Origin of the sequence: Nonomuraea angiospora (genome assembly GCF_014873145.1) — a bacterium.
Taxonomy (GTDB): domain Bacteria; phylum Actinomycetota; class Actinomycetes; order Streptosporangiales; family Streptosporangiaceae; genus Nonomuraea; species Nonomuraea angiospora.
This window is the reverse complement of sequence record NZ_JADBEK010000001.1, coordinates 9,120,518-9,145,993: the sequence shown is the minus strand read 5'-3', so window position 1 is coordinate 9,145,993 and position 25,476 is coordinate 9,120,518. Positions and strand designations below refer to the sequence as shown.

General features: G+C 70.0%; 27 protein-coding genes and 2 pseudogenes. 14 read left to right on the top strand and 15 right to left on the bottom strand.

Annotation, left to right across the window (positions count from 1 at the left end):
* Positions 1-9: 9 nt before the first annotated feature.
* From H4W80_RS42225 to H4W80_RS63035, 6 genes are all read right to left on the bottom strand, one after another.
* Positions 10-894 (bottom strand): glycosyltransferase family 2 protein, encoded by an 885-nt coding sequence (locus H4W80_RS42225; RefSeq protein WP_192790178.1) that lies wholly within the window; start codon positions 892-894, stop codon positions 10-12.
* A 185-nt stretch (positions 895-1,079) separates the two neighbouring features.
* Positions 1,080-1,847, bottom strand: a complete 768-nt coding sequence (locus H4W80_RS42220) for a CDP-alcohol phosphatidyltransferase family protein (protein WP_192790177.1) — start codon at positions 1,845-1,847, stop codon at positions 1,080-1,082.
* Positions 1,825-2,865, bottom strand: coding sequence for an iron-containing alcohol dehydrogenase family protein (locus tag H4W80_RS42215; RefSeq protein ID WP_192794053.1), 1,041 nt, complete (start codon positions 2,863-2,865; stop codon positions 1,825-1,827). The genes H4W80_RS42220 and H4W80_RS42215 overlap by 23 nt, the downstream gene beginning before the upstream one ends.
* Before the next feature lie 28 nt (positions 2,866-2,893).
* Positions 2,894-3,628 carry a phosphocholine cytidylyltransferase family protein gene (locus tag H4W80_RS42210; protein WP_192790176.1) on the bottom strand — a complete coding sequence of 245 codons (735 nt, stop codon included), beginning with the start codon at positions 3,626-3,628 and terminating at the stop codon, positions 2,894-2,896.
* 77 nt (positions 3,629-3,705) lie between these two features.
* Positions 3,706-4,314: a DUF5941 domain-containing protein gene (locus H4W80_RS63040; protein ID WP_264086025.1), complete on the bottom strand. Its 609-nt coding sequence runs from the start codon at positions 4,312-4,314 to the stop codon at positions 3,706-3,708.
* An 11-nt stretch (positions 4,315-4,325) separates the two neighbouring features.
* Positions 4,326-5,741, bottom strand: coding sequence for a CDP-alcohol phosphatidyltransferase family protein (locus H4W80_RS63035; RefSeq protein WP_192790174.1), 1,416 nt, complete (start codon positions 5,739-5,741; stop codon positions 4,326-4,328).
* Between the two features lie 111 nt (positions 5,742-5,852).
* Between H4W80_RS63035 and H4W80_RS42195 the strand changes: the two genes are divergently transcribed.
* Both H4W80_RS42195 and H4W80_RS42190 read left to right on the top strand, forming a co-directional pair.
* A complete protein-coding gene (locus H4W80_RS42195) occupies positions 5,853-6,605 on the top strand; it encodes an IspD/TarI family cytidylyltransferase (RefSeq protein WP_225963951.1) in 753 nt (250 codons plus the stop codon).
* A gap of 41 nt (positions 6,606-6,646) precedes the next feature.
* Entirely contained in the window at positions 6,647-8,383 is a 1,737-nt protein-coding gene (locus tag H4W80_RS42190; RefSeq protein ID WP_225963950.1) for a CDP-glycerol glycerophosphotransferase family protein, read from the top strand.
* Here the strand turns inward: H4W80_RS42190 and H4W80_RS42185 are convergent.
* Positions 8,378-9,397, bottom strand: a complete 1,020-nt coding sequence (locus tag H4W80_RS42185; RefSeq protein ID WP_192790173.1) for a glycosyltransferase family 2 protein — start codon at positions 9,395-9,397, stop codon at positions 8,378-8,380. The genes H4W80_RS42190 and H4W80_RS42185 overlap by 6 nt on opposite strands.
* Positions 9,398-9,477: 80 nt before the next feature.
* Between H4W80_RS42185 and H4W80_RS42180 the strand changes: the two genes are divergently transcribed.
* The 4 genes from H4W80_RS42180 (at position 9,478) to H4W80_RS42165 (ending at position 13,152) form a co-directional block, all read left to right on the top strand.
* The gene (locus H4W80_RS42180) at positions 9,478-10,920 is read left to right on the top strand and encodes an LCP family protein (protein WP_192790172.1); all 1,443 of its coding nucleotides are present in this window, start codon (positions 9,478-9,480) and stop codon (positions 10,918-10,920) included.
* Positions 10,921-10,952: 32 nt separating this feature from the next.
* On the top strand, positions 10,953-11,300 hold the full coding sequence (locus tag H4W80_RS42175; RefSeq protein ID WP_192790171.1) for an STAS domain-containing protein: 348 nt from the start codon (positions 10,953-10,955) through the stop codon (positions 11,298-11,300).
* A gap of 124 nt (positions 11,301-11,424) precedes the next feature.
* The gene (locus tag H4W80_RS42170; protein WP_318787302.1) at positions 11,425-12,264 is read left to right on the top strand and encodes an LLM class flavin-dependent oxidoreductase; all 840 of its coding nucleotides are present in this window, start codon (positions 11,425-11,427) and stop codon (positions 12,262-12,264) included.
* 144 nt (positions 12,265-12,408) lie between these two features.
* The gene (locus H4W80_RS42165) at positions 12,409-13,152 is read left to right on the top strand and encodes a DUF4097 family beta strand repeat-containing protein (RefSeq protein WP_192790170.1); all 744 of its coding nucleotides are present in this window, start codon (positions 12,409-12,411) and stop codon (positions 13,150-13,152) included.
* 7 nt (positions 13,153-13,159) lie between these two features.
* Here H4W80_RS42165 and H4W80_RS42160 read toward each other — a convergent pair whose 3' ends face one another.
* From H4W80_RS42160 to H4W80_RS42145, 4 genes are all read right to left on the bottom strand, one after another.
* Entirely contained in the window at positions 13,160-13,975 is an 816-nt protein-coding gene (locus H4W80_RS42160) for a hypothetical protein (RefSeq protein ID WP_192790169.1), read from the bottom strand.
* Between the two features lie 89 nt (positions 13,976-14,064).
* Positions 14,065-15,198 (bottom strand): hypothetical protein, encoded by a 1,134-nt coding sequence (locus H4W80_RS42155; protein ID WP_192790168.1) that lies wholly within the window; start codon positions 15,196-15,198, stop codon positions 14,065-14,067.
* Positions 15,199-15,312: 114 nt separating this feature from the next.
* Positions 15,313-15,732, bottom strand: coding sequence for a VOC family protein (locus H4W80_RS42150; RefSeq protein ID WP_225963949.1), 420 nt, complete (start codon positions 15,730-15,732; stop codon positions 15,313-15,315).
* 55 nt (positions 15,733-15,787) lie between these two features.
* Positions 15,788-16,480: a C39 family peptidase gene (locus tag H4W80_RS42145; protein WP_192790167.1), complete on the bottom strand. Its 693-nt coding sequence runs from the start codon at positions 16,478-16,480 to the stop codon at positions 15,788-15,790.
* A 206-nt stretch (positions 16,481-16,686) separates the two neighbouring features.
* Here H4W80_RS42145 and H4W80_RS42140 point away from each other — a divergent pair, with 206 nt between their 5' ends.
* The 3 genes from H4W80_RS42140 (at position 16,687) to H4W80_RS42130 (ending at position 19,469) form a co-directional block, all read left to right on the top strand.
* A complete protein-coding gene (locus H4W80_RS42140) occupies positions 16,687-17,136 on the top strand; it encodes a lamin tail domain-containing protein (RefSeq protein WP_318787301.1) in 450 nt (149 codons plus the stop codon).
* A gap of 69 nt (positions 17,137-17,205) precedes the next feature.
* Positions 17,206-17,760 carry a YceI family protein gene (locus H4W80_RS42135; RefSeq protein ID WP_192790165.1) on the top strand — a complete coding sequence of 185 codons (555 nt, stop codon included), beginning with the start codon at positions 17,206-17,208 and terminating at the stop codon, positions 17,758-17,760.
* Positions 17,761-18,155: 395 nt separating this feature from the next.
* A complete protein-coding gene (locus H4W80_RS42130) occupies positions 18,156-19,469 on the top strand; it encodes a UDP-glucose dehydrogenase family protein (protein WP_192790164.1) in 1,314 nt (437 codons plus the stop codon).
* 115 nt (positions 19,470-19,584) lie between these two features.
* Here H4W80_RS42130 and purE read toward each other — a convergent pair whose 3' ends face one another.
* Positions 19,585-20,067 (bottom strand): 5-(carboxyamino)imidazole ribonucleotide mutase, encoded by a 483-nt coding sequence (gene purE / locus H4W80_RS42125; RefSeq protein WP_192794048.1) that lies wholly within the window; start codon positions 20,065-20,067, stop codon positions 19,585-19,587.
* Between the two features lie 88 nt (positions 20,068-20,155).
* The gene (locus tag H4W80_RS42120) at positions 20,156-21,304 is read right to left on the bottom strand and encodes a 5-(carboxyamino)imidazole ribonucleotide synthase (RefSeq protein WP_192790163.1); all 1,149 of its coding nucleotides are present in this window, start codon (positions 21,302-21,304) and stop codon (positions 20,156-20,158) included.
* A gap of 314 nt (positions 21,305-21,618) precedes the next feature.
* Between H4W80_RS42120 and H4W80_RS42115 the strand changes: the two genes are divergently transcribed.
* Positions 21,619-22,101: a GtrA family protein gene (locus tag H4W80_RS42115; RefSeq protein ID WP_192790162.1), complete on the top strand. Its 483-nt coding sequence runs from the start codon at positions 21,619-21,621 to the stop codon at positions 22,099-22,101.
* On the opposite strand, the gene H4W80_RS42110 is transcribed toward H4W80_RS42115, so the two are convergent.
* Positions 22,085-23,365, bottom strand: a complete 1,281-nt coding sequence (locus H4W80_RS42110; protein WP_192790161.1) for an ATP-binding protein — start codon at positions 23,363-23,365, stop codon at positions 22,085-22,087. The two genes, H4W80_RS42115 and H4W80_RS42110, sit on opposite strands and share 17 nt — an antisense overlap.
* A gap of 3 nt (positions 23,366-23,368) precedes the next feature.
* Positions 23,369-24,037, bottom strand: coding sequence for a response regulator transcription factor (locus H4W80_RS42105; RefSeq protein ID WP_043620820.1), 669 nt, complete (start codon positions 24,035-24,037; stop codon positions 23,369-23,371).
* Between the two features lie 184 nt (positions 24,038-24,221).
* On the opposite strand from H4W80_RS42105, the pseudogene H4W80_RS64765 reads away from it, so the two are divergent.
* From H4W80_RS64765 to H4W80_RS42090, 4 genes and pseudogenes are all read left to right on the top strand, one after another.
* A pseudogene (locus tag H4W80_RS64765) lies at positions 24,222-24,506 on the top strand (glycoside hydrolase N-terminal domain-containing protein); the annotation flags it as partial.
* A gap of 38 nt (positions 24,507-24,544) precedes the next feature.
* A pseudogene (locus H4W80_RS64760) lies at positions 24,545-24,721 on the top strand (glycosyl hydrolase family 95 catalytic domain-containing protein); the annotation flags it as partial.
* Entirely contained in the window at positions 24,708-25,049 is a 342-nt protein-coding gene (locus tag H4W80_RS42095; protein ID WP_192790159.1) for a glycoside hydrolase family 95-like protein, read from the top strand. The pseudogene H4W80_RS64760 and the gene H4W80_RS42095, both read left to right, overlap by 14 nt.
* A 24-nt stretch (positions 25,050-25,073) precedes the next feature.
* Complete coding sequence (locus tag H4W80_RS42090; protein WP_225963947.1) at positions 25,074-25,475, top strand: MerR family transcriptional regulator; 402 nt, start codon at positions 25,074-25,076, stop codon at positions 25,473-25,475.
* The last annotated feature ends 1 nt before the right edge of the window (position 25,476 follow it).

The following is a 25,476-nucleotide window of genomic DNA, read 5'->3' as shown; positions in this document are numbered from 1 at the left end:
CCACCGCGCTCAGACGATCGGCGGCCGGCCCAGCTTGACCATGCGCCACGCCGTACGCCACGCCATGGGCCGCCGCTCGCCCGCCGGGGTGCGCAGGCCCTCGAAGAACCCGCGGAACCACGCCTTGAGCGCCGGCCCGGCCCCGCGCTCGCGCACGAGGGTGAGCACGACCCAGTTGGTGAGGTAGAGGAACGCCAGCGGCCACGGCAGGTTGCGCCGCGCCAGCCAGACCCGGTTGCGCGCGTTGAGCCGGTAGAACTCGACGTGCCGGGTCGGCGGGACCTGCGGGTGGTACATCACCGTCTCGGCGTCGTACTCGATCCGGTAGCCCTCGCCCAGGAGCCGCCAGGCCAGGTCGGTCTCCTCGTGGGCGTAGAAGAACCGCTCGGGCAGCCCGCCCACCTGGAGGAAGGCCGAGCGCCTGATGGCCGAGGCGCCGCCGAGGAACGTCGTGACGGGCGAGGAGCGCTGCGGGTCGCCGGCGCGCAGCCGGGGCACGTGGCGCCGCTGGCCGATGCCGCCGTCGGGGTCCATCACGCGGAAGGAGATCACCGCGAGGTCCGGCTCGGTGGCGAAGCGGTCGCGTACGTGCGCGACGACCTTCTGGTTGGCATACCAGCCGTCGTCGTCGAGGAACAGCACGACGTCTCCCGAGCACTCCTCCACGCCGCGGTTACGGCCTGCGGGGATGCCCGTGTTCTGGTCGAGCCGGATCGCTTTCACGACCGCGGACGACCCTTCGGGTGGCGTCGCCGACAATTCGGGCACATCTGCGCCGTTGCCGACGATCACCACCTCGACGTCGCCGTCGACCTGGTTGAGCGCGGACTCGACCGCCCGATTCAGCTCCGCGACCCGGTTACCCATGGTGAGGATGACGCACGAGATCTTCAACGAATCACTGTCCTGACGCGTTGAGAACACGGGCGGAGCATTCTTTCATGATCACCGAGTCTGCTGGTCTGCATGTTTTGGAAAGGCTGGGGCTAAGCGTATCGGAACCGAGGATGAACCCCCACCGAACGGCGGACGTCCGATCTATACGACGGACGGGGAGCTCCTCCGGTTCCGACATCAGATCACGCCAGTCGCTTCGAGGCGATGATGCTTACCAAATGCAGGACAACCTGTAGGCATGCCGCTACGAAGCAGGCCACGATCAGGACCCGCGAGGCCGTGAGGTCACCGAGGATCACGTCGACGACGGCGGCCGCAAGCGCCAGCAACGACAGCTCGATCGGCTGGACGATCCGGTGGAACTTCGTCGCCGACAGCACCCGACGGCCCAGGCCCAGGAGCCCGGAGCGGAACTGCACGGCGGCCGCCTCCGTGGCGGCCGCCAGGCCGCCCTTGGCCCGCGCCACCTCCACGAGGTCCGTCTCGGCCTTGATGAGGATCGCGCCGAGCGCGGCGGCGAAGCCCAGCACGGTGTACCAGTCGGGCAGGACGGCCGACGCGCGCCAGCCCAGCCCGGCCAGCACCGCGGCCTCGCAGAAGTAGGCCCCGACCCGGTCGAGGTAGACCCCGACCGGCGAGGTCTTCCCCGTCCAGCGGGCCAGCTCGCCGTCGGAGCAGTCGAGCAGCAGGTAGACCTGCACCAGCAGGGCCGCGGCCACGGCGGCCAGCAGGCCCGGCAGGGCGAGCACGACCCCGGCCAGCACCCCGGCCACCGTCATCACCCAGGTGAGCTGGTTGGGCGTGACGGACGTCTTGGTGAACATCCAGGTGACGTAGATGGACAGCCGGCGCATGTAGAGCACGCCGGCCCAGTGCTCGCCGTTTCTGCGCTCGAGGTGGCCGGCGGGCTGGGCGACCCGCCGGATCTCAGCTACCGAAGGCCCGGACATAGTCCCCCACCCGATCGTGGATCTCGGAGTCCTGCATGCGCAGGTGCTCCAGGATCGTGTAGCGGCCGGGGCGGGTGGCCGGCGCCAGCGCGACGGCCTCGGCGAACTGCTGGCCGGTCAGCCCGATGTCGGCGGGCACGACGGGCAGCTTGTGCCGGCGCAGGCAGTCGACCACCTGCGTGACCCGGGCCTCGTCCTCCCTCAGGAAGAAGCAGAAGGCGGCACCGATCCCGGCGAGCTCGCCGTGGTTGGAGGTGCCGGGGAAGAGCTGATCCACGGCATGAAGGATCTCATGATCTCCACCGCTCGCGGGCCGGGACGACCCCGCGATCACCATGGACATGCCGGACAGGATGAGGGACTCGGCCAGCACGGTCAGGAACGCGTCGGACTCGACGGAGTCGCCGCGGCCGATGAGCGCCTCGGCGGCCGTGCGGGCCATCGAGCAGGCCAGCCCGTCGATGGGCTCGCCGCGCTCGACGTTGCCGAGCTGCCAGTCCTCGATGGCCGACAGGTTGCTCACCACGTCGCCCACGCCCGCCCTGACCAGCGACTCGGGCGCGTTGTGCACGAAGTCGAGGTCGACCAGGATGGCCAGCGGCATCGGCACCCCGAACGTGCCCTTGCCGCCCTCGTAGACCAGGGAGGCCGTGGGCGAGCAGATGCCGTCGTGGGACAGGTTGGTGGCCACCGCCACCATCGGGATGCCGGCGAGCGAGGCGGCGTACTTGGTGGCGTCGATGGTCTTGCCGCCGCCGACGCCCACCACCACCTCGTACGCGCCTTTGCGCAGGTCGGCGCCGAGCGAGACGGCCGCGTCGACCGAGCCGTCGGCCACCCTGAACACCTCGGCCTCGTCGAGCTGAGGTGTGATCAAGCTCTCGATGTGGTCACCCTGCCCGCGGCCGACGGCCACCGCGACCCTGCCGGAGGTGGCCACCCGGCTGTCGGCCAGCAGGGCGCCGAGCTCGGCCACCGCGCCCCGCCTCACCTGCATGGTCAGCGGCGCCGGGAGCATCCTCGCTAGAAGCGGCATGCGCGCCCCCTCAGTAGCGGACGGCTATGGTGCGAGCCTTCGCCAGGTCGTCGTGGTTGTCCACCTCGACCCAGTCGACCTCGCCGATGGGCGCGGCGTGGATGGCCTCGCCGCGCTCGACCATCTCCTGGTAACCGTCCTCGTAGTAGAGCTGGGGGTCACGCTCGAAGGTCGTCTTGAGCGCGTCGGCCAGCCGGTCGGCCGCGCCGGGCCGGATGAGGGTGGCGCCGATGTACTCGCCGTACGCCTCGGCCGGGTCCATCAGCTTGGTGATGCGCCGCAGCGAGCCCTCCGGCGAGAGCGTGACCTTCATCTCCTCGTCGGCGAGCTTCTTGACGTCGTCGACGGCCAGCAGGATGTCGCTCGTCTCGGGAGCGGACAGCAGCGTCTTCTCGACCGATACCGGGTGCACGGTGTCGCCGTTGACCAGCAGCACGCCCTGGGAGAAGTAGTCGCGGGCGCACCACAGGGAGTAGGCGTTGTTCCACTCCTCGGCCTTGTCGTTGTGGACCAGGGTCAGCTTGACGCCGTGCCGCTGCTCCAGGGCCTCCTTGCGGTCGTGGACGGCCTGCGCCGCGTAACCGACGACGACCACGACCTCCCGCAGGTCCACCTCGGCGAGGTTGCGCAGGGAGATGTCCATGATCGTGGTTTCGCCGTCGACCGGCACGAGCGCCTTCGGCAACGTGTCGGTGTACGGCCGCAGACGTCGTCCGGCTCCAGCGGCCAGAACCATTCCCAGCAACGTGCACTCCTCAGTCGAGCATGTCTTCGTGAGCCCAAAGAGTATTCGTCTTTGGGCCCTGAGCGGGTAATCCGGCGTTAGTCTTGCGTTCCCATATCGGGTGCTTCCACCCCGGAGCGGGGCGCGGCGAGCCAGCACGTGAGGCTCTCCCAGCCGAAGAACGCCCACAGGTAGAGCGCGAGCAGCAGATAACCGCCGGTCAGCCAGCCCGTGAGGGCGACCAGGGAGACCACCATCATCCGGCCGTCCCAGCCGAGGCCGGCCGTGGACAGCCACGCCGGCGCGTACACGCGCTGCCGCAGCCGGTAAACAAGATCATAGTGGTGGAACGCCAGCGCGCCGAGCAGCAGGAAGATCACCACGGGGTGGACCTCGTGGGCGAACCCGCACGCCGCGACGAAGGTGTACTCGATGAGCCGCAGGATCGGCGGGACGAGCCAGTCGAACCTGCCGTCGTGCGCGTGCGTGCTGCCCGGCCCGGCCAGCAGCAGCGTCACGGCGGGCGCGAAGATCGCGAGCCCGTCCGTGCCCGCCACGCCGAGCAGCAGCAGCACGCCCGTGACGAACGTGCCCGCGATCACCGGCGGCAGGGGCGGGAGCTGCCCGGCCACGAGCATGCCCATGGCGCGCGAGAGCGGGCCGTCGTCGCGGTAGGCCACGACCGTGCTGCTGGGGACGGGAGTCATGTGGACCGAAATCACCGTGCCGACCTCGCGATCCGTCCGGCGAGCTGATAGAGGGCCGCCACGCCGCCCCAGCAGAGCAGGGACAGGAACGTCACCCTGGCGTTCCAGACCGCGGCGGTGACGGCGATCAGCGCGGTGCGCTCGCCGATGGGCAGCACGACGCTCTTCTTGATCCAGCGGGCGATCGCGTCGCCCTCCAGGCGCTGGGCGAGCCCGAGCACGCCACGGGTCCGGCTGCCGTCGGCCGACTCCAGGAGGGAGCGCGCGGGACGCCCCCACTGCGCGCCGACGCGGGCGGCGTCGGTGCGGGCCCCGGCGTAGCTCTGGTCGATGGCGTGCCGTACGACCTGGAGGATCATGGCGGCCACGGCGAGCTGCCAGATGCCTGCGCCGGCGAAGCCCAGGGCCAGGCCGACGTAGACGGCGTACTCCTTCAGCCGGTCGGCCATGCCGTCGGCCCACGCCCCCAGCGGCGAGAACGTGCGCGTGTAGCGGGCCAGCTGCCCGTCGAGGCAGTCGAGCACGAACGACAGGTAGAACAGCAGCGCCCCCGCCAGCCGCCCGCCCTGGCTGCCCTCCGAGAACCAGAGGGCCGCCAGCGCGGCCAGCCCGATCGAGGCGCCGGTGACGGTGTTGGGGGCCAGCTTGAGCCGGACCGCCGGCTTGAGCAGGTGGCGCGTCCAGGTGGAGACGAAGAAGGTGGCGAAGAAGCCGTCGTCCGCCTTGATGGACAGGTCGAGCCTGACCTTGGCCTCGTCGACCTCGGCCAGCCGGGCGACGGCGGTGTCGGCGGCGATCTGGCCGGTCACCCGGTCGGCGTGCAGCGGCCCGATCCCGGCCGCCCGCACCGGCACGCCCGATCTGACCAGCCCGACCAGCAGCAGGTCGACGGCCTCCACGGGGGTGACCGGGCCCAGCTTGCCGGTGTCGGCCAGCTCGGCCAGCTCTTCGGCGATGTCCGCCAGCGCGCCCAGGTCGGCCTCGCCCGCCTTCAGCACGCCCCTGAACGTGGCGTTGGCCTCGGGGACCACGTGGAACGAGCTGCCCGCGGCGACGATCTTGCCGCCTTCGACGCGGACGGGCGGTCGCATGGGCGTCGCGGCGGCCTCGTAGGAGACCAGGGCCCCGCTGCCGCGCGCGGGATGGTCGAGCAGCAGCGCCAGCGCCTCGGTGTGGGCCACCAGGTCCGCGGGGAGCACGGCCACCGCGCCCGTGGAGATCCTGGCGATCCGGGCGACGCCTCTGAGGTCGGCTCCGAGGCCGCCACCCGGCGTCACCACCTGGATCTCGCGCACGGGCAGCGTGGCGAGCTGGTCGGTGACGCGGTCGAGCAAGGTGCCGTCGGAGCTGGAGAGCTTGCATGCCGGGGTCGTGGCGAGCACGACGACCGAGGTGGCCGTGGTCTCGCGGGTCAATGAGTCGGGCAAAGCGCAGGTCTCCTCCCGGTCGCGCGGGAGCCGCGTGGCTTGGGGGTGCGTAGGCACAGCGTAGCGACAGGTCAAGGCGGAATCACGGAACAGGACCGTTACGCTGCCGATATGGATTCACGGTTGCGGTCGGTCGGGGTGCTTCTCGCGGGCGGCGTGGGGCAACGGATCGGGATGGACACCCCCAAACAGCTCATCGAGGTCGCCGGAAAGCCGATCATCGAGCACTCGCTGGCGGTGTTCCAGAACGCGCCGGAGATCGACGAGATCGTGGTGCTGATGACGCCCGGCTACACCGACCGGGTCCGCGAGATCGTGGACAAGGGCGGCTACGACAAGGTGAGCAAGGTCGTGGAGGGGGGCGCGAGCCGCACCGAGAGCACGTGGCTGGCCCTGGGGGCGCTGGGCGCCGAGGAGTGCAACGTGCTGCTGCACGACGCCGTACGCCCGCTCCTGGAGCCCCGGATCATCACCGAGTGCGTCAAGGCGCTGGAGACCCGTTCGGCCGTCAACGTGGCGATCCCGAGCTCCGACACGGTCCTCGTGGCCGCGCCGGGCCCCGGCGGCGAGGTGATCGGCGACGTGCTGGACAGGTCGGTGCTGCGGCGCAGCCAGACGCCGCAGTGCTTCCGGCTCTCGGTGATCCGCGAGGCGTACGAGCGGGCGCTGGCCGACCCCGGGTTCGCCGGCCGCCCGGCCACCGACGACTGCGGCGTGGTGCTGCGCTACCTGCCCGACGTGCCGATCCACCTCGTGCCGGGCAGCGAGCACAACATCAAGGTCACCCACCCCCTCGACCTGAGGATCGCCGAGCTGCTCCTCCAGCTCGCCGCAACCCCGCCGATCTCCGACTTGCCCAGATAGGTCACAGACGTTTGACCTGAGAGTTGTTACTGTGCGATCACATGAGGAGACTCATCGTGATCGCGGCCCTGCTCGGCTGCTACCCCACGCTGTTGTGGTCGGCCCTCTGGCCCGCTCCGGTGGTGTTCGGGGCGGTCGCCGCGCTCTCCTACGCGGTGGAGTACGCGGCCTCGCGCGCCGCCAGACCGCTGCCCGAGCTGCTCGGCAGGGTGCACCTCGGGGTCACGCTGCGCTTCGCCGCCAGGGAGACCATGGCGCTGCTGCTGGTGGCGCGGATGGCGGGGGTCGACTCGCCGTGGTTCGTGGCGCTGGCGTCGGGCATCTTCGCGATCCACGTGGTGCGGGCCGGGCACACGGCGCTGGCGCTGCGGCTCAAGGGGACGCTCAGCCGGATGCCGGTGACCACCCGCAACCTCGACGTCTCGGCGCTGCGCATCCCGAAGATGCCGCCGCCGTTCCTGCGCGACAGCCGCAGCGTGCGCTTCCTCTACCTTGACGCGCTGCCGGTGCTCGGCGCGGCCGTCGGCGCCGTGCCCGCCGCGATCGGCGCCGGTCTGGCGGTCCTGCTGGGCACCGCGGGGGCTCTCGCGCTCATCCCGTACGTGCGCCGCGCCACGCCGCTCACCGACAAGGCCAGGGTGCTGGCGGTCGTGGGCGAGCAGGTCGAGAAGTACCGGCCCGAGGTCATCCTCTACTTCTCCGGCGCCACCGCGGCCGCCTACCAGGCCAGGATGTGGCTGCCCACGCTGGAGCGCATCGGCCGGCGCGCCATCGTCGTGCTGCGCGAGCGCGGCATGGCCAACCACCTCGACGCGACCACGCTGCCGATGCTGTGCATCCCGTCCGCGGCCGACCTGATGAGCTTCCGCGCCCTGTCCAGCGCCAAGCTCTGCCTGTACGTCTCCAACGTCGGCCGCAACGTCCACATGCTGCGCATCCCGACCCTGCGCAGCGCGTTCCTCAACCACGGCGACAGCGACAAGGAGGCGTCGTTCAACCCGTTCTCCCGGGTCTACGACGAGGTGTGGGTGGCCGGTCCCGCGGGCCGCGACCGCTACCGCCGGGCCAGGGTGGGCGTCAGGGACGAGAGCATCCACGAGGTCGGCCGGCCGCAGCTCGAAGGCATCTCGACGGAGGGGCCGCGGCTGCCGTACCGCACCGTCCTGTACGCCCCCACCTGGGAGGGCTGGAACGACGACCTGTTCCACACCTCGCTGATCACCATGGGCCCGCGCATCGTGCGGGCGCTGCTGGACCACCGGCCGCGGGTACGCGTGATCTACAAGCCGCACCCGCTGACCGGTCACCGCGACCGCAGCGCCACCCGCGCGCACCGGAAGATCGTGACCATGATCGAGGCGGCCGAGCTGGCCAAGTCGAAGGCCAGGCACCCGTCGCGGGCGACCGGGGAGACGCCGCGGATCGAGCACCTGATCGTCACCGGCCCCGAGCCGCACCTGTACGACTGCTTCAACCAGTGCGACCTGCTGATCAGCGACATCTCCAGCGTCGTGGCCGACTTCCTGGCCAGCGAGAAGCCGTACGCGGTGACGAACGTCGCCGGCCTGGACGAGCGCGCCTTCCACGAGCGCTACCCCAGCACCGAGGCGGGCGTGCTGATCGGGGAGGACCTGGCCGGGCTCGCGGAGTTCCTCGACGGGGAGGACACGCTGGCCCGGGCCAGGATCAAGCTCAGGAGCCACCTGTTCGGGGCGGAATATCCGGACGCGCTGACCCGCTTCGACGCCGCCGTCGAGCGGGTCTTCGCCGGGTCATGACCCGGGCGGCCTGGCCAGCTTCTTCGGGCTGGTGAGGAAGCCCCAGCCCCAGGAGCAGTGCATGGCGGCGTACACGATCGGCAGCCGCAGCCGCGCCCCAGGGGGCAGCCCGCTGCCCGTCACCGCCGAGCCCGCCACGATGGCGACGGCGTAGCCGCCGGGGACGATGAGCGCCCAGGGGAAGAACGGCGAGACGACCAGCCCGAGCAGCATGGCCAGCACCGCGGCGGGCGGCGCCAGATAGCGCAGGTTGATCGTGCCCTCGTGGGTGCGCGCGACCACGCGCCGCCACCTGCCGTAGTGGAAGTACTGCTTGGCCAGGGCCTTGACGTTGGGGCGGGGGCGGTAGGAGACCCGCATGCGCGGCTGGAACCAGACCAGCCCGCCGCTCTGGCGGATGCGGTGGTTCATCTCCCAGTCCTGCGCCCGCTGGAAGTGCTCGTCGTAGCCGCCCACCCGGTCGAGCGCCGAGCGGCGGAAGACGCCCAGGTAGACGGTGTCGGCGGGGCCCGCGGTGCCACCCACGTGGAAGGCGGCGGCGCCCACGCCGATCTTGGACGTCATGGCGCAGGCGACGGCCTGCTCGAACGGCGTGATGCCCTCGGCCGCCATGACGCCGCCCACGTTGTCGGCGCCGGTCTCGGCCAGCGTCTCGACGGCGACGCGCAGGTAGTCGGGGGGCAGCATGGCGTGCCCGTCGACCCGGGCGATGATGCCGTTGCGCGAGGCGGCGATGGCGGCGTTGAGCGCGTTGGGGGTGCGGCCCGTCGGATTGGGCACGACCGTCACCCGCGGGTCGGCCGCCGCTATGGCGTCGGCGACCTCCTGGGTGCGGTCCTGGGACGGACCCACGGCGAGCACGACTTCGATCTCACCTGGGTAGCTCTGGGCGAGGACCTGGTCGACGGCCTCGCGAAGGTGCCGCTCCTCGTTGAGGACCGGCATGACGACGGAGATAGGGGGCCAGGCACGCGTCTCCGCGGGGGCCTGCGGCGAGTCGGGGAACTGCTTCATGGCGGGGCTCACGCTACTGTACGACCAGGGGAGTCGGGCAATCGAAAGCCCGATCCTCCGGGTGACAAGAGGGGGACGGGATGCGCGACCCGGGCGAGGAGGACGGCGGTGTGCTCGTGGGCGGCGACGCCTACGGCGGCGTCAAGCTCGCGCCCACGCGTCCCCGCAGGCCGGTCAGGAGCGCCAAGGCGCGCCGTCGCAACGTGCTCGTCGCCGGGTTCCTGTCCACCGGGGTCCTGGTCGCCACCGGCGTGGTGTGGGCGACCCCGCGCCAGATCGGCACCGTCGACGCCGGGGTGACCGTGCCCGCGGCCCGCGGCGCCGAGAACATCCTGCTGGTCGGCGTCGACAAGCGCGACGACCTCACCCGCCAGCAGCAGAACCGGCTCAAGCTGGGCCGCGAGGCCGGCCAGCGCACCGACACCATGATGGTCATCCACCTGTCGGAGGACCACAAGCGGGTCACCGTGGTGAGCCTGCCGCGCGATACCTGGACGACGATCCCGGGCAAGGGCGAACACAAGATCAATTCGGCGTACCAGTTCGGCGGGCCCAAGCTCACCAAGGAGGCCGTCGAGGCCACCACCGGGCTGCAGATCAACCGCTACATCGAGGTCAACATCCTCGGCTTCATCGACGTCGTCGACTCCCTCGGCGGCGTCACCGTCTGCACGCCCGCGCCGATCAACGACCCCAAGACCGGGCTCAACCTGCCCGCCGGCACCCACCAGCTCCAGGGCGTGCAGGCGCTCGGCTACGCCCGCACCCGCGCCACCGCGCGCTCCGACCTCGACCGCATCGACCGGCAGCAGCAGGTCATCTCGGCCCTGCTCAACCGGGCGCTCAGCGCCGACACCCTGGCCAACCCGGCCAAGCTGGCCTCGTTCGTCAACTCCACGCTGAGCACGGTCAAGGTCGACCCCGACGACGGGCTGCTCGGCCTGGCCACCCAGATGCGCGACGTCTCGCTCGACGACGTGCGCTTCGCCGAGGTGCCGCTGTCCAACGTCGACTTCAAGGCGCCCACGGGCGAGTCCGCGGTCCTGTGGGACAAGCCGGCCGCCCGCGACATGTTCGCGAGGATCAACGCGGACCAGGACCTGAGCAAGCCCGCCGTCTCCCCCTCGCCCACTCCTTCGGTCAAGCCGTCGGCCATCCCGCCCGGCAGCATCACGGTCAAGGTCAAGAACGGCACGCTCATCACGGGTCTCGGCGCCCGCACCAAGGACGGGCTGGTCGCCTACGGCTTCAAGGTCCCCGGCGAGCCCGGCAACACGACCAAGAAGGACTACAAGAAGACGGTCATCCATTACGGCGCGGGGCAGGAGGACGAGGCGAAGGTCGTGGCCGCCGCCATCCCGGGCGCCGAGCTCGACAAGGCCGACGTCAAGGGCATCGAGGTGATCGTCGGCAGCGACCAGCCGAAGATCGCGAAATCCAAGTCGACTTCCATGCCGTCCGCGAAACCGGGTGTTACTCCGACCACCAAAACGGCAATGCAGAACATATGTAAGAAACAGTAATAACAGTCGGCGGTTCGGCAGGTGAAGGCCTCATGGTGGTCAGGTCGTGGCGCGAGGACCCCTGTACGGTGCTGCACGTCGTGGGCGACCTCGACGTGGCGGGCGCTCCCCGGCTGCGGGACGAGCTCGAACAGGCCATCGCCGCCGCCGACCCGCTCAACCTCGTCGTCGACCTGACCGAGGTGCCGTTCTGCGACTCGGTGGGCCTCGGGGTGCTGGTGGCCACGCTCAACCACGTCCGGCGCGTGAAGGGCCGCCTGATCCTGGTGCTCGCCCCCGGCATGATCCGCCACCTGCTGGCGATCACCAACCTCGACCGGCACTTCGAGACGCGCGAGTCCCTCGGCGAGGCGCGCTCGGCCTTCGGCAGCGCCGCCTGACGTACCGCCCCGCGCGCCGCATCGTCGCCGTCACGGACGTGGCGAACGTCCCGGCTGCCGACGCCTTCCCGCGTGCTGAATACTCGGAGGTCGGCCGGTTGTTCCGCTATTACTGGAGGACATCGTGAGACTCGGAGTCATGTTCGACCGGGAGCTTCCTCCCGAGCAGTTGATCCCGTTCGCCAAGGCGCTCGACGCGACGGCCGTGGACGACCTCTGGGTGGTGGAGGACCTGGGCTGGACCGGGGGCGTCTCGTCGGCCGCCACCGCGCTCGCCGTCACGTCCCGGCTGCGGGTCGGCATCGGCATCACCCCCGCTCCCCTGCGCAACCCGATGCTCCTGGCGATGGAGCTGGCCAACCTGGCCAGGGTGCATCCCGGGCGGCTGGCCGCCGGGATCGGGCACGGCGTGGGCGACTGGATGCGCCAGGTGGGCGCCGCCCCGGCGTCGCCGCTGGCGCTCCTGGAGGAGACCATCACGTCCGTACGCGCGCTGCTGCGCGGTGAGACGGTGACCCTGCACGGCAGGTCCGTCCACCTGGACGGGGTCTCCCTGGTGCACCCGCCCGCCGCGCCCCCGCCCGTGCTGGCCGGGGTGAAGGGGCCGCGCTCGCTCGCGCTGTCGGGCCGGGTCGCCCAGGGGACGATCATCCCCGAGGGCGTCGGACCCGAGCAGCTGCCCGGGATCCTGGAGCGGATCGGGGGCTCCGCGGATCACGAGCTCGTGGTCTTCTCCTTCCTCAACACCGGGGCCGAGGTCCCGGAGAGCGCCCGTGACCTGGTGGCGGGGCAGGCCGGGTTCCTCGGGGTCGCGCCCGGGGAGGTGGCGATGGCGTCGGGGTCCCCTGAGGCCGCGGCCGAGCACGTCAAGGAGCTGTGGGCGGCCGGGGCCGCCACGGTGGCGGTGCGGCCGCTGGGCCCGGACCCGCTGCGGCACGTCACGGCCCTGCTGTCGGCCCTCTGACGCCCGCTCTCCGGCCTGACGCGCTGATTGTCGTTCTTCTCTGGCCTGAGCGCGCGTTCTCTGGCCGAAAGGCCGATGGCGGCCCGCCCGTGTTCGGCCGGACGGTCGATGGCGGGCGGGCGGCGCTCGGCCACGATCGTCGTCATGAGCATCTCCATGAGGCGAGTCGTGGCGACAGGGGTGACGTTGGCGGCGGCGCTGGCGTTGACCGGGTGCAAGGTGGACCTGGACGCCGAGGAGGTCCACACCGCGCAGTCGTTCCCGTTCACGGGCACCGCGCTGAAGATCAGCTCCTCCCTGGGCGGCGTGCGCGTCCTGCAGGGCACCGGGGGCCGCGTCGAGGTGGAGCGGTGGGTACGCGGCAAGGCCGCCGACGACGGCAACGCCACCTGGTCCCTGCGAGACGGCACCCTTCGCCTGAGCGCGAGCTGCAACATGGTCTTCGGCGACTGCGGCGCCCGCTACCACGTCAAGGTCCCGCCCGGCGTGCCGCTGTCGGTCGAGGCCGACGACGGCGTCATCCTGAACGGCCTCGCCCAGGACGTCGACGCGGTCAGCCGGGACCGCATCCAGGTGTCGGGCACCGCGGGAAGACTGCGGCTGCGCAGCGAGGGACCGATCACGGGCGAGGGGCTGAAGTCGCCGAGCGTCCGGTGCCGGACGTCGGACGGGGCGATCGACGTGGCGTTCGCCAGCCCGCCCACCGCCCTCGACCTGCGCTCCGGCGACGGCCGGGTGACCGCGACCGTGCCCAGGGCGGCCTACGCGATCACGGCCCGCAGCGCGGACGGCACGGAGCACTCGGAGCTCAGGAACGACGCCAAGAGCCCCAACACCATCAGGGCCGTGAGCGGCTCCGGCGACGTCCGCATCCTCCAGGCCCCGTGACGTCCGTTCACTGCCAGATGGCGGCGTACAGCCCGTTCTCGGCGTTCACCTGGACCGGGGACAGCCCCTTGGCCCTGAGGTCGTCGAACCGCTTCTGGTAGCCGGAGGAGGTCATGTCGACGTAGTGGGCCCAGGACTTGACGCCGTCCTTGCGCCACACCGCCGTGTACGTCCCGTCGGGCCCCACGGCCACCCTGACCGGCCGGAACCCCTGCTTCTTCTTGGCGTAGAACGCGGCCTCGTGCTGCTGCCTGGACTTCCCGTACGTGTAGTACCAGGCCCCGCCCGGGTTGACCGTCCACACGCCCACGTACCGCGGGTCGTCCGGGGTGCCGTACACGTCGACCGAGGTCAGCGCGAGCCCCTGGGCGGTGGCCCGCTTGTTGGCGGCGGCGAACTGGGCGGGGGTGAGGTTCGACCGGGCGAAGAACTTCCCGCGCCGCTTCTCGAAGACGGCCGTGAACACCGGCGCGTCCCTCGGCCCGGTGGCGGAGACGGAGACCGGCTGCGCCCCCTCCTTCAGCCCCTGGTCGAACCGCTGCTGGTACTCCTCGGCCGACATGCCCTGCCAGATGCCCCAGTTGGCCGGGGAGCCGCCCTTGACCCACAGGGCCGCGTACCGCTCCCCGTCGGAGACGTTCACCGTGATCGGCCGGAAGCCCTGGTCCCTGAGCTGCTTGACCCGCGCCACGCTCTGCTCGGCGGTGAGGCCGTGGTAGGCCACCCAGGCCGGACGCGCCTGCGCGCCGGCCGCGGGCGCCACCACGGCCACCGGGACCGTCATTCCGATCAGCAAGGCCGCGATCTTGCTTGTGGTCCGCATGACCCTCCCATGCAGGATTCTTTGCGAGTTCGTGGAGATGCGGACCGACCATAACAGCCTTTACTGACCACCCGCTGGCAGCTTTGCGGTCAGCCGACCTTCTCGAACGGGGTCGGCGTCTGGCCTGTCCAGCGGAAGAGCTGGGCGTGGCCGGTGTACTTGCTGACTCCGCCGTCCGTGATGGTCCCGGACTTGGACACGTAGTAGCGCCCCCCGCCGAGCGAGATCAGGCCGTACTCGCCGCCGAACTCCCAGCCCCTGACCCCGGTGGCCTCGTGCTGGAGCCCGCCCGGCGCCAGCGTGAGCAGCCGGCCCCGCTCGGGCTGCGGCTGCCCGACGATGTCGCCCTCCTTGGGCCGCTCGCGGCCGTCCACCATGAAGAAGGAGTAGTTGGGGAACTGCGGCTTCTTGCCCTTGTAGACGGCCATCATCCAGTTGCCCGTGTAGTCGTCGTACTCGAGGTTCTGCACGCCGTAGGTGGTGTTGCCGGTGTAGGCGAAGTACTTGCCGGCGACCTGCTCGGGGCCGCTCTTGTGCGGGTCGCTCTCGGTGAGCGGCTTCTCGTACTTCTTCCACCGCTCGATGTCGTACTGGAGGAGGACCTGGTAGTCGTTGTCGGCCCGGGTGGTGTTGGAGTAGATCCCGTACGCCACGGTCAGCAGCTGCTTGCCGTGCTTCTTCCCGAACTCGGGGCCGAAGGACACGCCGTCGATGCCGCTGCACCCGTACCGGTGGTCCGGGGTGTTGCCCACGTTGCCGTCGAACTTGCCGTCGCCGTTCATGTCGGCGGCGTAGTCGGCGACGACCTCCTTGAGGTAGACGGTCTTGACGACGTCACTGGTCTGGGCGTCCATGCCCATGCTGGTGATGCGGTCGACATCGAAGATCGCGATGTAGAACGACTCCTGCTCCTTGTACTCGAGGGAGCCGTACACCCGGCCGTCCTTGGCGTTGAAGTCCAGATCGCCGAGGTGCCCGGTGAAGCCCTTCACCGAGCCCACGGGGTTGCCCTTGAGGTCGGTCTTGACGAGGACATTGGTGAAGGAGAAGTACATGTACCCCTTGCGCTCGTCTATGGCGATCCCCTGGACGTGCCCCTCGGTCCAGGCGCCGCCGTAGATCTCGGCCGGCAACTCCCGGGGGCGGTCGTCGGCGGTGGCGGGGGCGGCGAGCAGGCCGAGCGATGCGGTGGCGGCCACGGCGAGCGTCAGGACTTTGCGCATGTTTGCGTACCCGTCTTCGGTTAGGGATCAGACCGAAACCTGACGGTATACCGACCGAATGTCGTTGTCTGACATATGCATGAACTGGCGGTGAAGTCACCCCAAACTGCCCTATTACGGCTCTACGGGCTCCTGCGCGACCAGCTCGATCTCGAAGCCGTCCCCGTCCTCCAGGTATGCGGCGTAGTGATGCTCCCCGCCCGCGTACGGGTGGCGATCGGGGAACATCAACGTCCAGCCGTTCGCGGACGCCCGCTCGGCCAGCGCCTCCATCTCGGCGCGGCTGGCCACATGGAAGGCCAGATGGTTCAGCCCGGGGCGGCAACGGTCGTGCCGGTCGCCGCTGAGGGCGGGCGACTGCTCCAGCACCAGGTACGTGGCTCCCAACCGCCAGCTACGGCCGTGCTCCCAGTCCTGGTAGAGCGTGTAGCCGAGCGCCTCCAGCAGCCACTGCCAGCTCGCGACAGCTCGCGGCAGGTCGGGCACCCAGATCTCGACGTGATGCAGCATCCCGGTCGCGGGTTTCCCTCTCATTCCGTACGCACCTCTTCCGCTCCCGGCCCTGGGCGCGCGGCCCGCCCGCGTCGCCTCAGAGCTTGGAGATGTAGTACATGTTGCCGCCCGGCTGGAGGATGCCGGCCAGGACGGCGGCCTTGATGGTGTGGGTGCCGCCGGTCGGCTTCCACGGGTCGTACACGGTGACGGTGCCCGCCGTCTTGTCGTAACCGTAGGCGATGATGGCGTGGCCCACCCTGGTGCCCTTGATCTTGCCCTTGTTCCAGGGCAGCTGCTCCATCCACACCGCGAGCACCGGCGCCCGGCGCAGGTCACCGATGTTGCCCGAGACCCGGTTCATGAGCACGACCGCGTTGCCGTCCGCGTCGGTGGGGCTCGTGACCTTGTAGCCGCGCGACTTGAGGTAGGCGTTGACCACCGGAATCGCGTCCCTGCCCTTCGTGCCGGCGGAGGCCGTGGTCTTCATCTGCTTGGCGAGGGTCGACTGGCTGACGTTGACGCCGAAGGTCGACAGGCTCATCGACGACGAGGCGGGGACGCAGAAGTAGTTGGTCTCCTGGCGCTGGCCCTTGAGGTTGAGCTGGTACTTCAAGGGCGTGAAGAGCCCCTTGGGCGTTGCGGTGACGGAGGACGAGGGCGAAGGGGAAGGAGTGGGAGTCGGGGTGCCGGGAGACGCGTAGGCCGGCGACGCGGCGGTGAAGCTCAGGACGCCCACGGTCACGGCTGCGGTGAGGGCGACGCCGGTCCCCGTTCTACGGTTCTTCACTTGATCACTCCACACAGGCACGGTTGACAGTAGTCAGGGACCGTAGTTGATCTGCCAAGAGTGTGCAAATAGTGGCTCATGGTGACATAGGGACAGATGGGCCTCCGCGAGATGGCCGGATGCGGACGCCTATGATCGCCAACTTCGCGGTCGCGGCAGCCGTCCCACTGATGTCACGTTCCATCCCTAGTCATATGGAGCCCTCAGTGCTCAAGCGTCTCCTCGCGGCGATCGGCTTCGCGGCCGTGGTCCTGCCGTCGGCCGGCACCCCCGCCCAGGCCGCTACGCCGGTCGTTCAGATCGTCAAGGTCTATTACGACTCGCCCGGGTCCGACCGGGGCGGCAACGTCTCGCTCAACGGCGAATACGCGGTGCTGCGCAACATGAGCAGGCAGAGCATCCAGCTCCAGAACTGGATCCTGCGGGACGAGACCGGCTACAAATACCGATTCCCCAGCTTCACCCTCAAGCCCGGCAAATCAGTGACCGTACGCTCGGGCCAGGGGAGCAACACCTCGACCACCCTGTACTGGGGTCGCAAGTGGTACGTCTGGAACAACGACGGCGACACGGCCGGCCTCTACCGGGGCAGCGACCTCAAGAAGATCGACGGCTGCACCTGGGGACGCGGCGGCATCTCCACCACCTGCCAGTAGCTTTCACCACGGCGGCGGACACACCCCTCGGCCACAAGGCAGGCGCGTGGTGCGAGTTAGCCTGACAAGGTGAGCATTACCGCTGGTAGCTACACGTTCGGACCCGATTCCGGCCGGCTCCTCATCCAGACGACCCGCACCGGGCTGGGCGCCAAAGCCGGCCACGACCTCACCATCGAGGTCACCCGCTGGAGCGGCGAGGCCACCATCGACACCGCCGCCCCGGCCAACTCCTCGCTGACCGTCGAGGTCGACGCGGGTTCGCTCGCGGTCCGGACGGGGACAGGCGGCGTCAAGCCGCTCACGGACTCCGACCGCGCGGACATCGAGCGAATCATCCGGGAGAAGATCCTTCAGACCGACCGACATCCGGCGATCACCTTCCGGTCGACACGGGTCGACGGGACCGCCGAGTCGTTCCACATCGAGGGCGACCTCACCATCGTCGGGGAGCCCCGGCTGGTGACGGTCCAGGGCCTGTTCGCCGATGAGCGCGTACAGGGCTCGGCGGCCATCGTGCAGTCCCGGTGGGGGATTCGACCGTATTCGGCGTTGCTCGGCGCGCTCAAGCTGAGCGATGAGGTCGAGGTGCGGTTCGACGTCGCCCTCGTGGCGAAGGACTGAGCTCGGACCGGTCCCGTCTTCCCGAGCTCACACTCCGTGGCCACCTACGGCCCGCAGGCCCCATGCCGCCCACCTCCGCCGACGGCTGTCGTTTCCGCCCCGGCAGACCCTGGCTGGATACGGGGCAGAAATTCGTCCGCATGTCCGGCCTTGCCGAAGTCCCTCGGGTAATCGGCGAAGCGGGTTTAGCTGGGGGTTTGGGGGGCCGCGCCATCCAATGCCACAGCCCGAGCCCCCGGTGCGAAGCGCCCCCGCGGTGAGGACCGTGCCGTTTGGAGTGGGGGGAGGTCCGACCTTCTTGTTACTACTCGGTACGGTTTGCGGAGAGATGCAGGTGGCACGTACGTGGTAGCTAGGGCCGGTAGCATGCCTGCGCGATCGAAAGGAGCTCACTCGTGCCATATCGCCTCACGGTGATCGGGACCGGATACCTGGGCATCACCCATGCGGCGTGCATGGCTGACCTCGGATTCGACGTCCTGGGCCTTGATATCGACGCCGACAAGATCCGCAGCCTCAACCAAGGGGAGCTCCCGATCCACGAGCCCGGGCTCGAGCCCGTGCTCCGCCGTGGGCTCGAATCCGGCCGCCTTCGCTTCACCACCTCCTACGAGGAGGCCGCCGCCTTCGGAGACGTGCACTTCGTCTGCGTGGGCACTCCCCAGAAACGCGGCGAATATGCCGCGGACGTCACGTACATCGACAACGCGATCGAGTCCCTCGCCCCCTTCCTCGACCGCCAGTGCCTGGTCGTGGGCAAGTCCACCGTGCCCGTCGGCACCGCCGAGCGGCTCGCGGACAAGCTCACCCGCCTCGCGCCCGCCGGTGGGCAGGCCGAGCTGGCCTGGAACCCCGAGTTCCTGCGGGAGGGGTTCGCGGTTCAGGACACCCTGCACCCCGACCGCATCGTGGTCGGCGTTCGCACCGAGCGGGCGGAGAAGGTGCTGCGCGAGGTGTACGAGCCGCTGGGCGAGGTTCCGTTCGTGGTGACCGATTTCGCCACGTCCGAGCTGGTCAAGACGGCCGCGAACGCGTTCCTGGCCACCAAGATCTCGTTCATCAACGCGATGGCCGAGGTCTGCGAGGCCGCGCACGCCGACGTCAAGCAGTTGTCCGAGGCGCTGTCGTACGACAACCGGATCGGCGGACGTTACCTGAACGCGGGACTCGGGTTCGGCGGCGGCTGCCTGCCCAAGGACATCAGGGCCTTCATGGCCAGGGCCGGGGAGCTGGGAGCGGACCAGGCCCTGACGTTCCTGCGCGAGGTCGACGCCATCAACCTGCGGCGGCGCGCCCGCATGGTCGATCTGGCCAGGGAGCTGGCCGGGGGCTCGTTCCACGGGTGCACCGTGGGCGTGCTGGGCGCCGCGTTCAAGCCGAACTCGGACGACATCCGCGACTCCCCCGCGCTGGACGTCGCCGTGACCATCGGCCACCAGGGCGGACAGGTCACGGTGTACGACCCGATCGCGCTCGGCAACGCCCGTGAGGCTCACCCCGAGCTGAACTACGGCGAATCAGCCCTGGACGCGGTACGCGGAGCGCACGTGGTGCTGCTGCTCACCGAGTGGCAGGAGTTCGTGGAGCTCGATCCCGAGGAGCTGGGGGCCGTGGTGGCGACCCGGCGCATCGTGGACGGGCGAAACGCCCTCAATGCCGAGACGTGGCGGTCCGCCGGATGGCACTACCGCGCCCTCGGCCGCCCCTGACGCCACCCCTGGCACATGCCCCCTGACGCGGCTTCTGGCACTGGCCCTGATGCCCGCCCCTGACGGATCGATCCCCCGCCTACGACAGCCGCCGGCCGCCGTAGGCGCACCCCCATCACGACCCCAGGTTCGCGGCCTCCGCGCGCAGCTTCTCGCCCTTGGCGTACGCCTGCTCCTTCAGCCGCGCCTGGAACTCCTCCATCCGCTCCCGCAACCCGGGGTCGGACGCGGCGAGGATGCGTACGGCCAGCAGCCCCGCGTTGCGGGCCCCGCCGACCGCCACCGTCGCCACCGGCACTCCGGCGGGCATCTGGACGATCGACAGCAGCGAGTCCATCCCGTCGAGGTACTTCAGCGGCACCGGCACCCCGATCACCGGCAGCGGCGTGACGGAGGCCAGCATGCCGGGCAGGTGCGCGGCTCCCCCGGCCCCGGCGATGATCACCTGCAGGCCCCGGGAGGCGGCCTGGCGGCCGTAGTCGATCATCTCGGTCGGCATGCGGTGCGCCGAGACCACGTCCGCCTCGAAGGGCACGCCGAATTCGGCGACCGCCTCCGCGGCGGCCTTCATGACCGGCCAGTCGGAGTCGCTCCCCATCACGATCCCGATGCTCACGACGCCGCCTTCGTCGGCATCGTGAGCATCGGGATGCTGCTGTGTCTCATTGTTCGTTCGCTTCGCTCTCTCACGTGTACTCCCCGGTGGTGAGGTAGACGGCGGCGTGGCGGGCGCGGGCGCGCACCTCGTCGAGGTTGGAGCCGAGGGCCGTCACGTGGCCGATCTTGCGGCCGGGGCGCACCTCTTTGCCGTAGAAGTGCAGCTTGATGCCCGGATCGTGGGCCAGCACGTGCTCGTAGCGCTTGAACAGGTCGGGCTCTTCGCCACCGAGCAGGTTGGCCATGACGACGACCTGGGCGGTCATCTTGGGCGAGCCGAGCGGCAGGTCCAGCACCGCCCTCAGATGCTGCTCGAACTGCGACGTCGTCGAGCCCTCGATGGTCCAGTGGCCGCTGTTGTGCGGGCGCATGGCCAGCTCGTTGACCACGAGCCCGTTCGGCGTGTCGAAGAGCTCGACCGCGAGCAGCCCGGTCACGCCGAGCTCGTGGGCGATCTTCAGGCCGATGCGCTGCGCCTGCGCGGAGTATTCGGGGTCCAGCCCGGGAGCGGGCGCGATGACCTCCACGCAGATGCCGTCCTGCTGGACGGTCTCCACGACCGGGTAGCTGACGCCCTGCCCGTGCGGCGAGCGGGCGACCAGCACCGCCAGCTCCCGCTCGAACGGCACGAACGCCTCGGCGAGCAGCTCGACCCCGGTCGCGAACGCCTCCGCGACCTCCTCGGCCGACCGGCACACCCACACGCCGCGGCCGTCGTAGCCGCCGCGCACCGACTTCAGCACCATCGGCCAGCCGTGCCGCTCGGCGAAGCGCGTGGCCTCCTCGGGCGACGACACGCGCGCCCACGCCGGGCACGGCACGCCGATCGCGGTCAGCCGCTCGCGCATGACGGCCTTGTCCTGGGCGTGCACGAGGGCATCGGCCCCGGGGTGCACGGAGTGCCCGGCCTCGGTCAGGGCCCGGATGTGCTCGGTGGGCACGTGTTCGTGGTCGAACGTGATCGCGTCGCAGCCCTTGGCGAACTCGCGCAGATCGTCCAGATCACGGTAGTCTCCGACGCGCGTGTCGACGATCACGCGGGCGGCGCTCTCCTCCGGCGTGTTGGCCAGCACCCGCAGCTCGACGCCGAGCGCGATGGCCGGCGGCTGCGACATCCTGGCCAGCTGGCCTGCGCCGACGATGCCGACGACCGGCCCGATGGGGCTGTAGGAACTCACGCCAGGTGAGCTTACCGGGACGGAACGACTTTCCCGGACGCCCCGGGCTGGGCGGCCGTTCCGGGTTGCCTTCGCAGGCACGACCGCCCAGCGCTCCGCTCCGCCCGCTTTGCCGGTTACGGGCCCACTTGCGGGCCCAGTTACGGGCCCAGTTACGGGCGAGGTGCAACGCAGCGTAATGCCCAACTGTCGCAAATGCCGGTCATAGGGCGATATTTCTAAGTGGTAAGTTCACCAGCCTGACCTCGCCCCTACAGGGCGGCCGGTACGCTGAGTTGAGTCAGGCTCGTCGAAGGAAGGGACCGAGCAGAGACGTGGACTTCGCCAGACGCCTCTACGAGCGGTTCTCCTCCCTTGCACACGAACTGGCCAAGTTCGGCAGCATCGGGGCCGTCGCCTTCCTGATCGACTTCGGCCTCCTCAACCTCTGCAATGTGGTGCTGGGGCTGGGGCCGCTGACATCCAAGGTCGTGGCGACGACGATCTCCACGACCTTCGCCTACATCGGCAACCGCTTCTGGACGTTCCGGCACCGCGATCAGAGCGGCCTGGGACGCGAATACTTCCTGTTCTTCCTGCTCAACGGCATCGCGCTGCTGTTCGGCATGCTGACGATCGGCTTCACCACGTACACGCTCGACCGGCACGACGCGCTCAGCATCAACATCGCCAACATCGTGGGTGTCGGGCTCGGCACGCTGTTCCGCTACTGGTCTTACAAGAAGTGGGTGTTCCTGGAGGCCACCGAGCCCATCCCGATGGAGCTGCCCGAGGCCGGGATCAAGCAGGACCGCTGACCACCCGCGTCCTGGCCCCGTCGTCCTCGGCCGGGCGCAGGAAGATGGCGAACGTCGCCGGGCGGCGCCGTACCAGCTCCAGCCTGCCGCCGTCGGCCGCGGCCAGCGCGCGGGCGAGCGTCAGCCCGAGGCCGGTGCCTCCGCCGCCGCTCACGTTCCGCTCGAAGATCTTCGGGGCGATCTCGTCGGCGATGCCCGGCCCCTCGTCCGCGACCTCGATCACCACGTAGTTGTCGCCGCTGGTCGAGGTGACGGTGACGTCGCCGCCGCCGTGTCGCAGGGAGTTCTCCAGCAGCGACGCGATCACCTGGCCGAAGCCGCCGGTGGTGGCCATCGCCTTCAGGCCGCGGGCGCCTTCGAGCCGCAGGGTACGCCCCGCCTCCCGGAAGACCGGCTCCCACTCCCTGATCTGCTGGATGATCACGTCGTCGATGGCGACCGGCTCGGCCTGGGCGTGGCGCTGGCGCCGGGCCGCCGCCAGCAGCTCGTCGATCACGGCGGTGAGCCGCTCCGCCTGCACGATCGCCGCCTCGCCCTCCTCCCGTACGACCTCCGGCTCGTCCGCCGCGGACACGATCTCCTCCAGGCGCATGGTGAGACCGGTCAAGGGGGTGCGGAGCTGGTGGGAGGCGTCGGTGGCGAACTCGCGCTCGCGGGTGAGCAGGTCGGAGATGCGGGTCGCGCTGCGGTCGAGCACTTGGGCCACCCGGTCGAGCTCGGGGATGCCGTAGCGGTGTTTGCTCGGCCGGGCGTCTCCGGAGCCCAGCCGCTCGGCGATCTTCGCCAGGTCCTGCAGCGGCAGCGTCAGCCGCCGGGACTGTACGACGGCCAGGCTCACGGCCACCGCCAGGGCGGCGACGGCCAGGGCCACGATGAGCAGAAGCCGGGCCCGTACGTCCTGTTCGACCTGGTCGCGATCACGACTTATGCGGACATAGACGCCAGTGTTGGTCTGGGCGTCCTCGGTCATCAGGTGACCGGACGGCGGAGCGGTGCCGACCACGGTCACCCGCAGGGGGGTTCCGCGTTCCCAGATCTGGATGTACCTGCCGGGATACTTCTGCTCCAGTTGCTGGGGGTCGAGCGGCGTCTCCTGAACGCGGGCGTACTCGACCTCTCCCACGAGGCGCTTGGCCTCCGCCCCGAGCTCCTGAGCCGCCTCGTCGACGATCAGCCGGCTGACGACGACACCCAGGGGGACCCCCAGCAGCAGGACCGCGATGACCGCGACGACCAGGGTTGAGGAGAGCAGTCGGCGGCGCATCTCCTACTCGCGTTCGAACCGGAAGCCGACTCCCCGGACGGTGGTGATGTAACGCGGCTTCGCGGCGTCGTCGCCGAGTTTGCGGCGTAGCCAGGAGATGTGCATGTCGAGGGTCTTGGTCGAACCCCACCAGTTCGTGTCCCAGACCTCACGCATGATCTGCTCCCTCGTGACCACCTTTCCGGCGTCGCGCACGAGCACACGCAGCAGGTCGAATTCCTTCGTCGTCAGATGCAGCTCCTTTTCCCCCATCCACGCGCGGCGGGAGTCGGCGTCTATACGCACGCCCTGGACGACCGGAGTCTCGGAGGTGCCGCGCCGCAGCAGCGCCCGTACCCGGGCGAGCAGCTCGGCCAGCCTGAACGGCTTCGTCACGTAGTCGTCCGCCCCGGCGTCGAGGCCGACGACGGTGTCCACCTCGTCGACGCGAGCGGTGAGAATCAGGACCGGAGTGCCGTGGCCCTCGGCCCGGATGCGACGAGCCACCTCCAAACCGTCCATTTCGGGCAGTCCAAGGTCAAGAACGATGAGATCGATGCCGCCCGACAGCGCCCTTTCCAGGGCTTGCGGGCCGTCGGGGCTCACCTCGACCTGATAGCCCTCACGGCGCAATGCACGCGCGAGCGGCTCTGAGATCGAGGTGTCATCCTCGGCGAGAAGTACGCAGGTCATGAAGCGATCGTAGGACCTTAAGCGATCGTTTCCCGGGCACAGCGCGCGGTTTGACTCGCAGTTGACCTATCCATTGACCTGGGCAAACGCAGCTAAATATCGGTTAGTCGGGATTAAATTACCGCGATTACCGGGAAACAAAAGCAATGGCGCCCCCCCGGCCCCCCGCCAGACGCGAAAAATAATGTTGTTAACGTTGTCCCCCGTGACTGATCTGACCCTCTGGTACGACCGGCCGGCCACCGACTGGGAGACGCAGGCGTTACCCCTCGGGAACGGCGCGCTCGGGGCGATGGTGTTCGGCGGGACGGGCACCGAGCGGCTCCAGTTCAACGAGAAGAGCCTGTGGACGGGCGGCCCGGGATCGCGGGAGGGCTACGACTTCGGCGACTGGACCGCTCCCCGGCCGGACGCGCTGGCCGGGGTCCAGGAGAGGCTGGATCGCGACGGGCGGATGACGCCGGAGGAGGTGGCGGCCGCGCTGGGGCAGCCTCGGCCGGGGCGTCGATGTCCCAGCAGATCGTCCGGGACCTGTTCACGAACGTGGCGGAGGCCGCGGACGTCCTGGGGGACGCCGAGTTCGGCGGGCGGGTACGCGACGCGCTGGCCGAGCTGAACCCGGGGCTGCGGATCGGGTCCTGGGGGCAGCTCCAGGAGTGGAAGGCCGACCGTGACGACCCGGAGAACACGCATCGGCACGTGTCCCACCTGTTCGGCCTGCATCCCGGGCGGCAGGTCGCCGATCCACGTCCTGCCCGCCCTGCCCTCCGCCTGGCCCACGGGGTCCGTGCGCGGGCTGCGCGCCCGGGGCGACGTGACGGTGGACGTCTCCTGGCGGGACGGCGCCGCCGAGCGGATCACGCTGCACGCGGGGCGCTCAGGGCCGATCACGGTGCGGACGGACCTCGCCGGACGCTGCCGGGTGTCCGGCGACGCGCGCCCGCGGCGCTCCGGGGACACGCTGAGCTGGGACGCCGAGGCCGGGACGACGTACACCATTCTCGGCGGATAAGGCCCGAATCGTATCCTGGGCGGCATGCCATCGGAGATCAGCATCGGCCGGCTCGCCGAACTCACCGGGCTGAGCGTGCACACGCTGCGCTTCTACGAGCGGGAGGGCCTCCTGCTCAATCCCGTGCGCCGCGGGCCGGGCGGCCGCCGGATCTACAGCGAGGCGGACGCGCACTGGCTGACCACCTGCATCATCCTGCGCGCCTCGGGGATGCCGCTGCCCGCGATCCGGGAGTACACCGACCTCGTCAGGAGCGGGACCGGGAACGAGGCCGAGCGCCTCACCATCATGCTGGAGCACCGGGAGCGCGTGCTGCGCCAGATGAGCGATCTCAACCGCTGCCTGGACCTCATCACCTACAAGGTCGGCGTGTACGAGGACATCATCTCCGACAGCACCGTCGCCGACTGCTCGCCCCAAAGCTGAA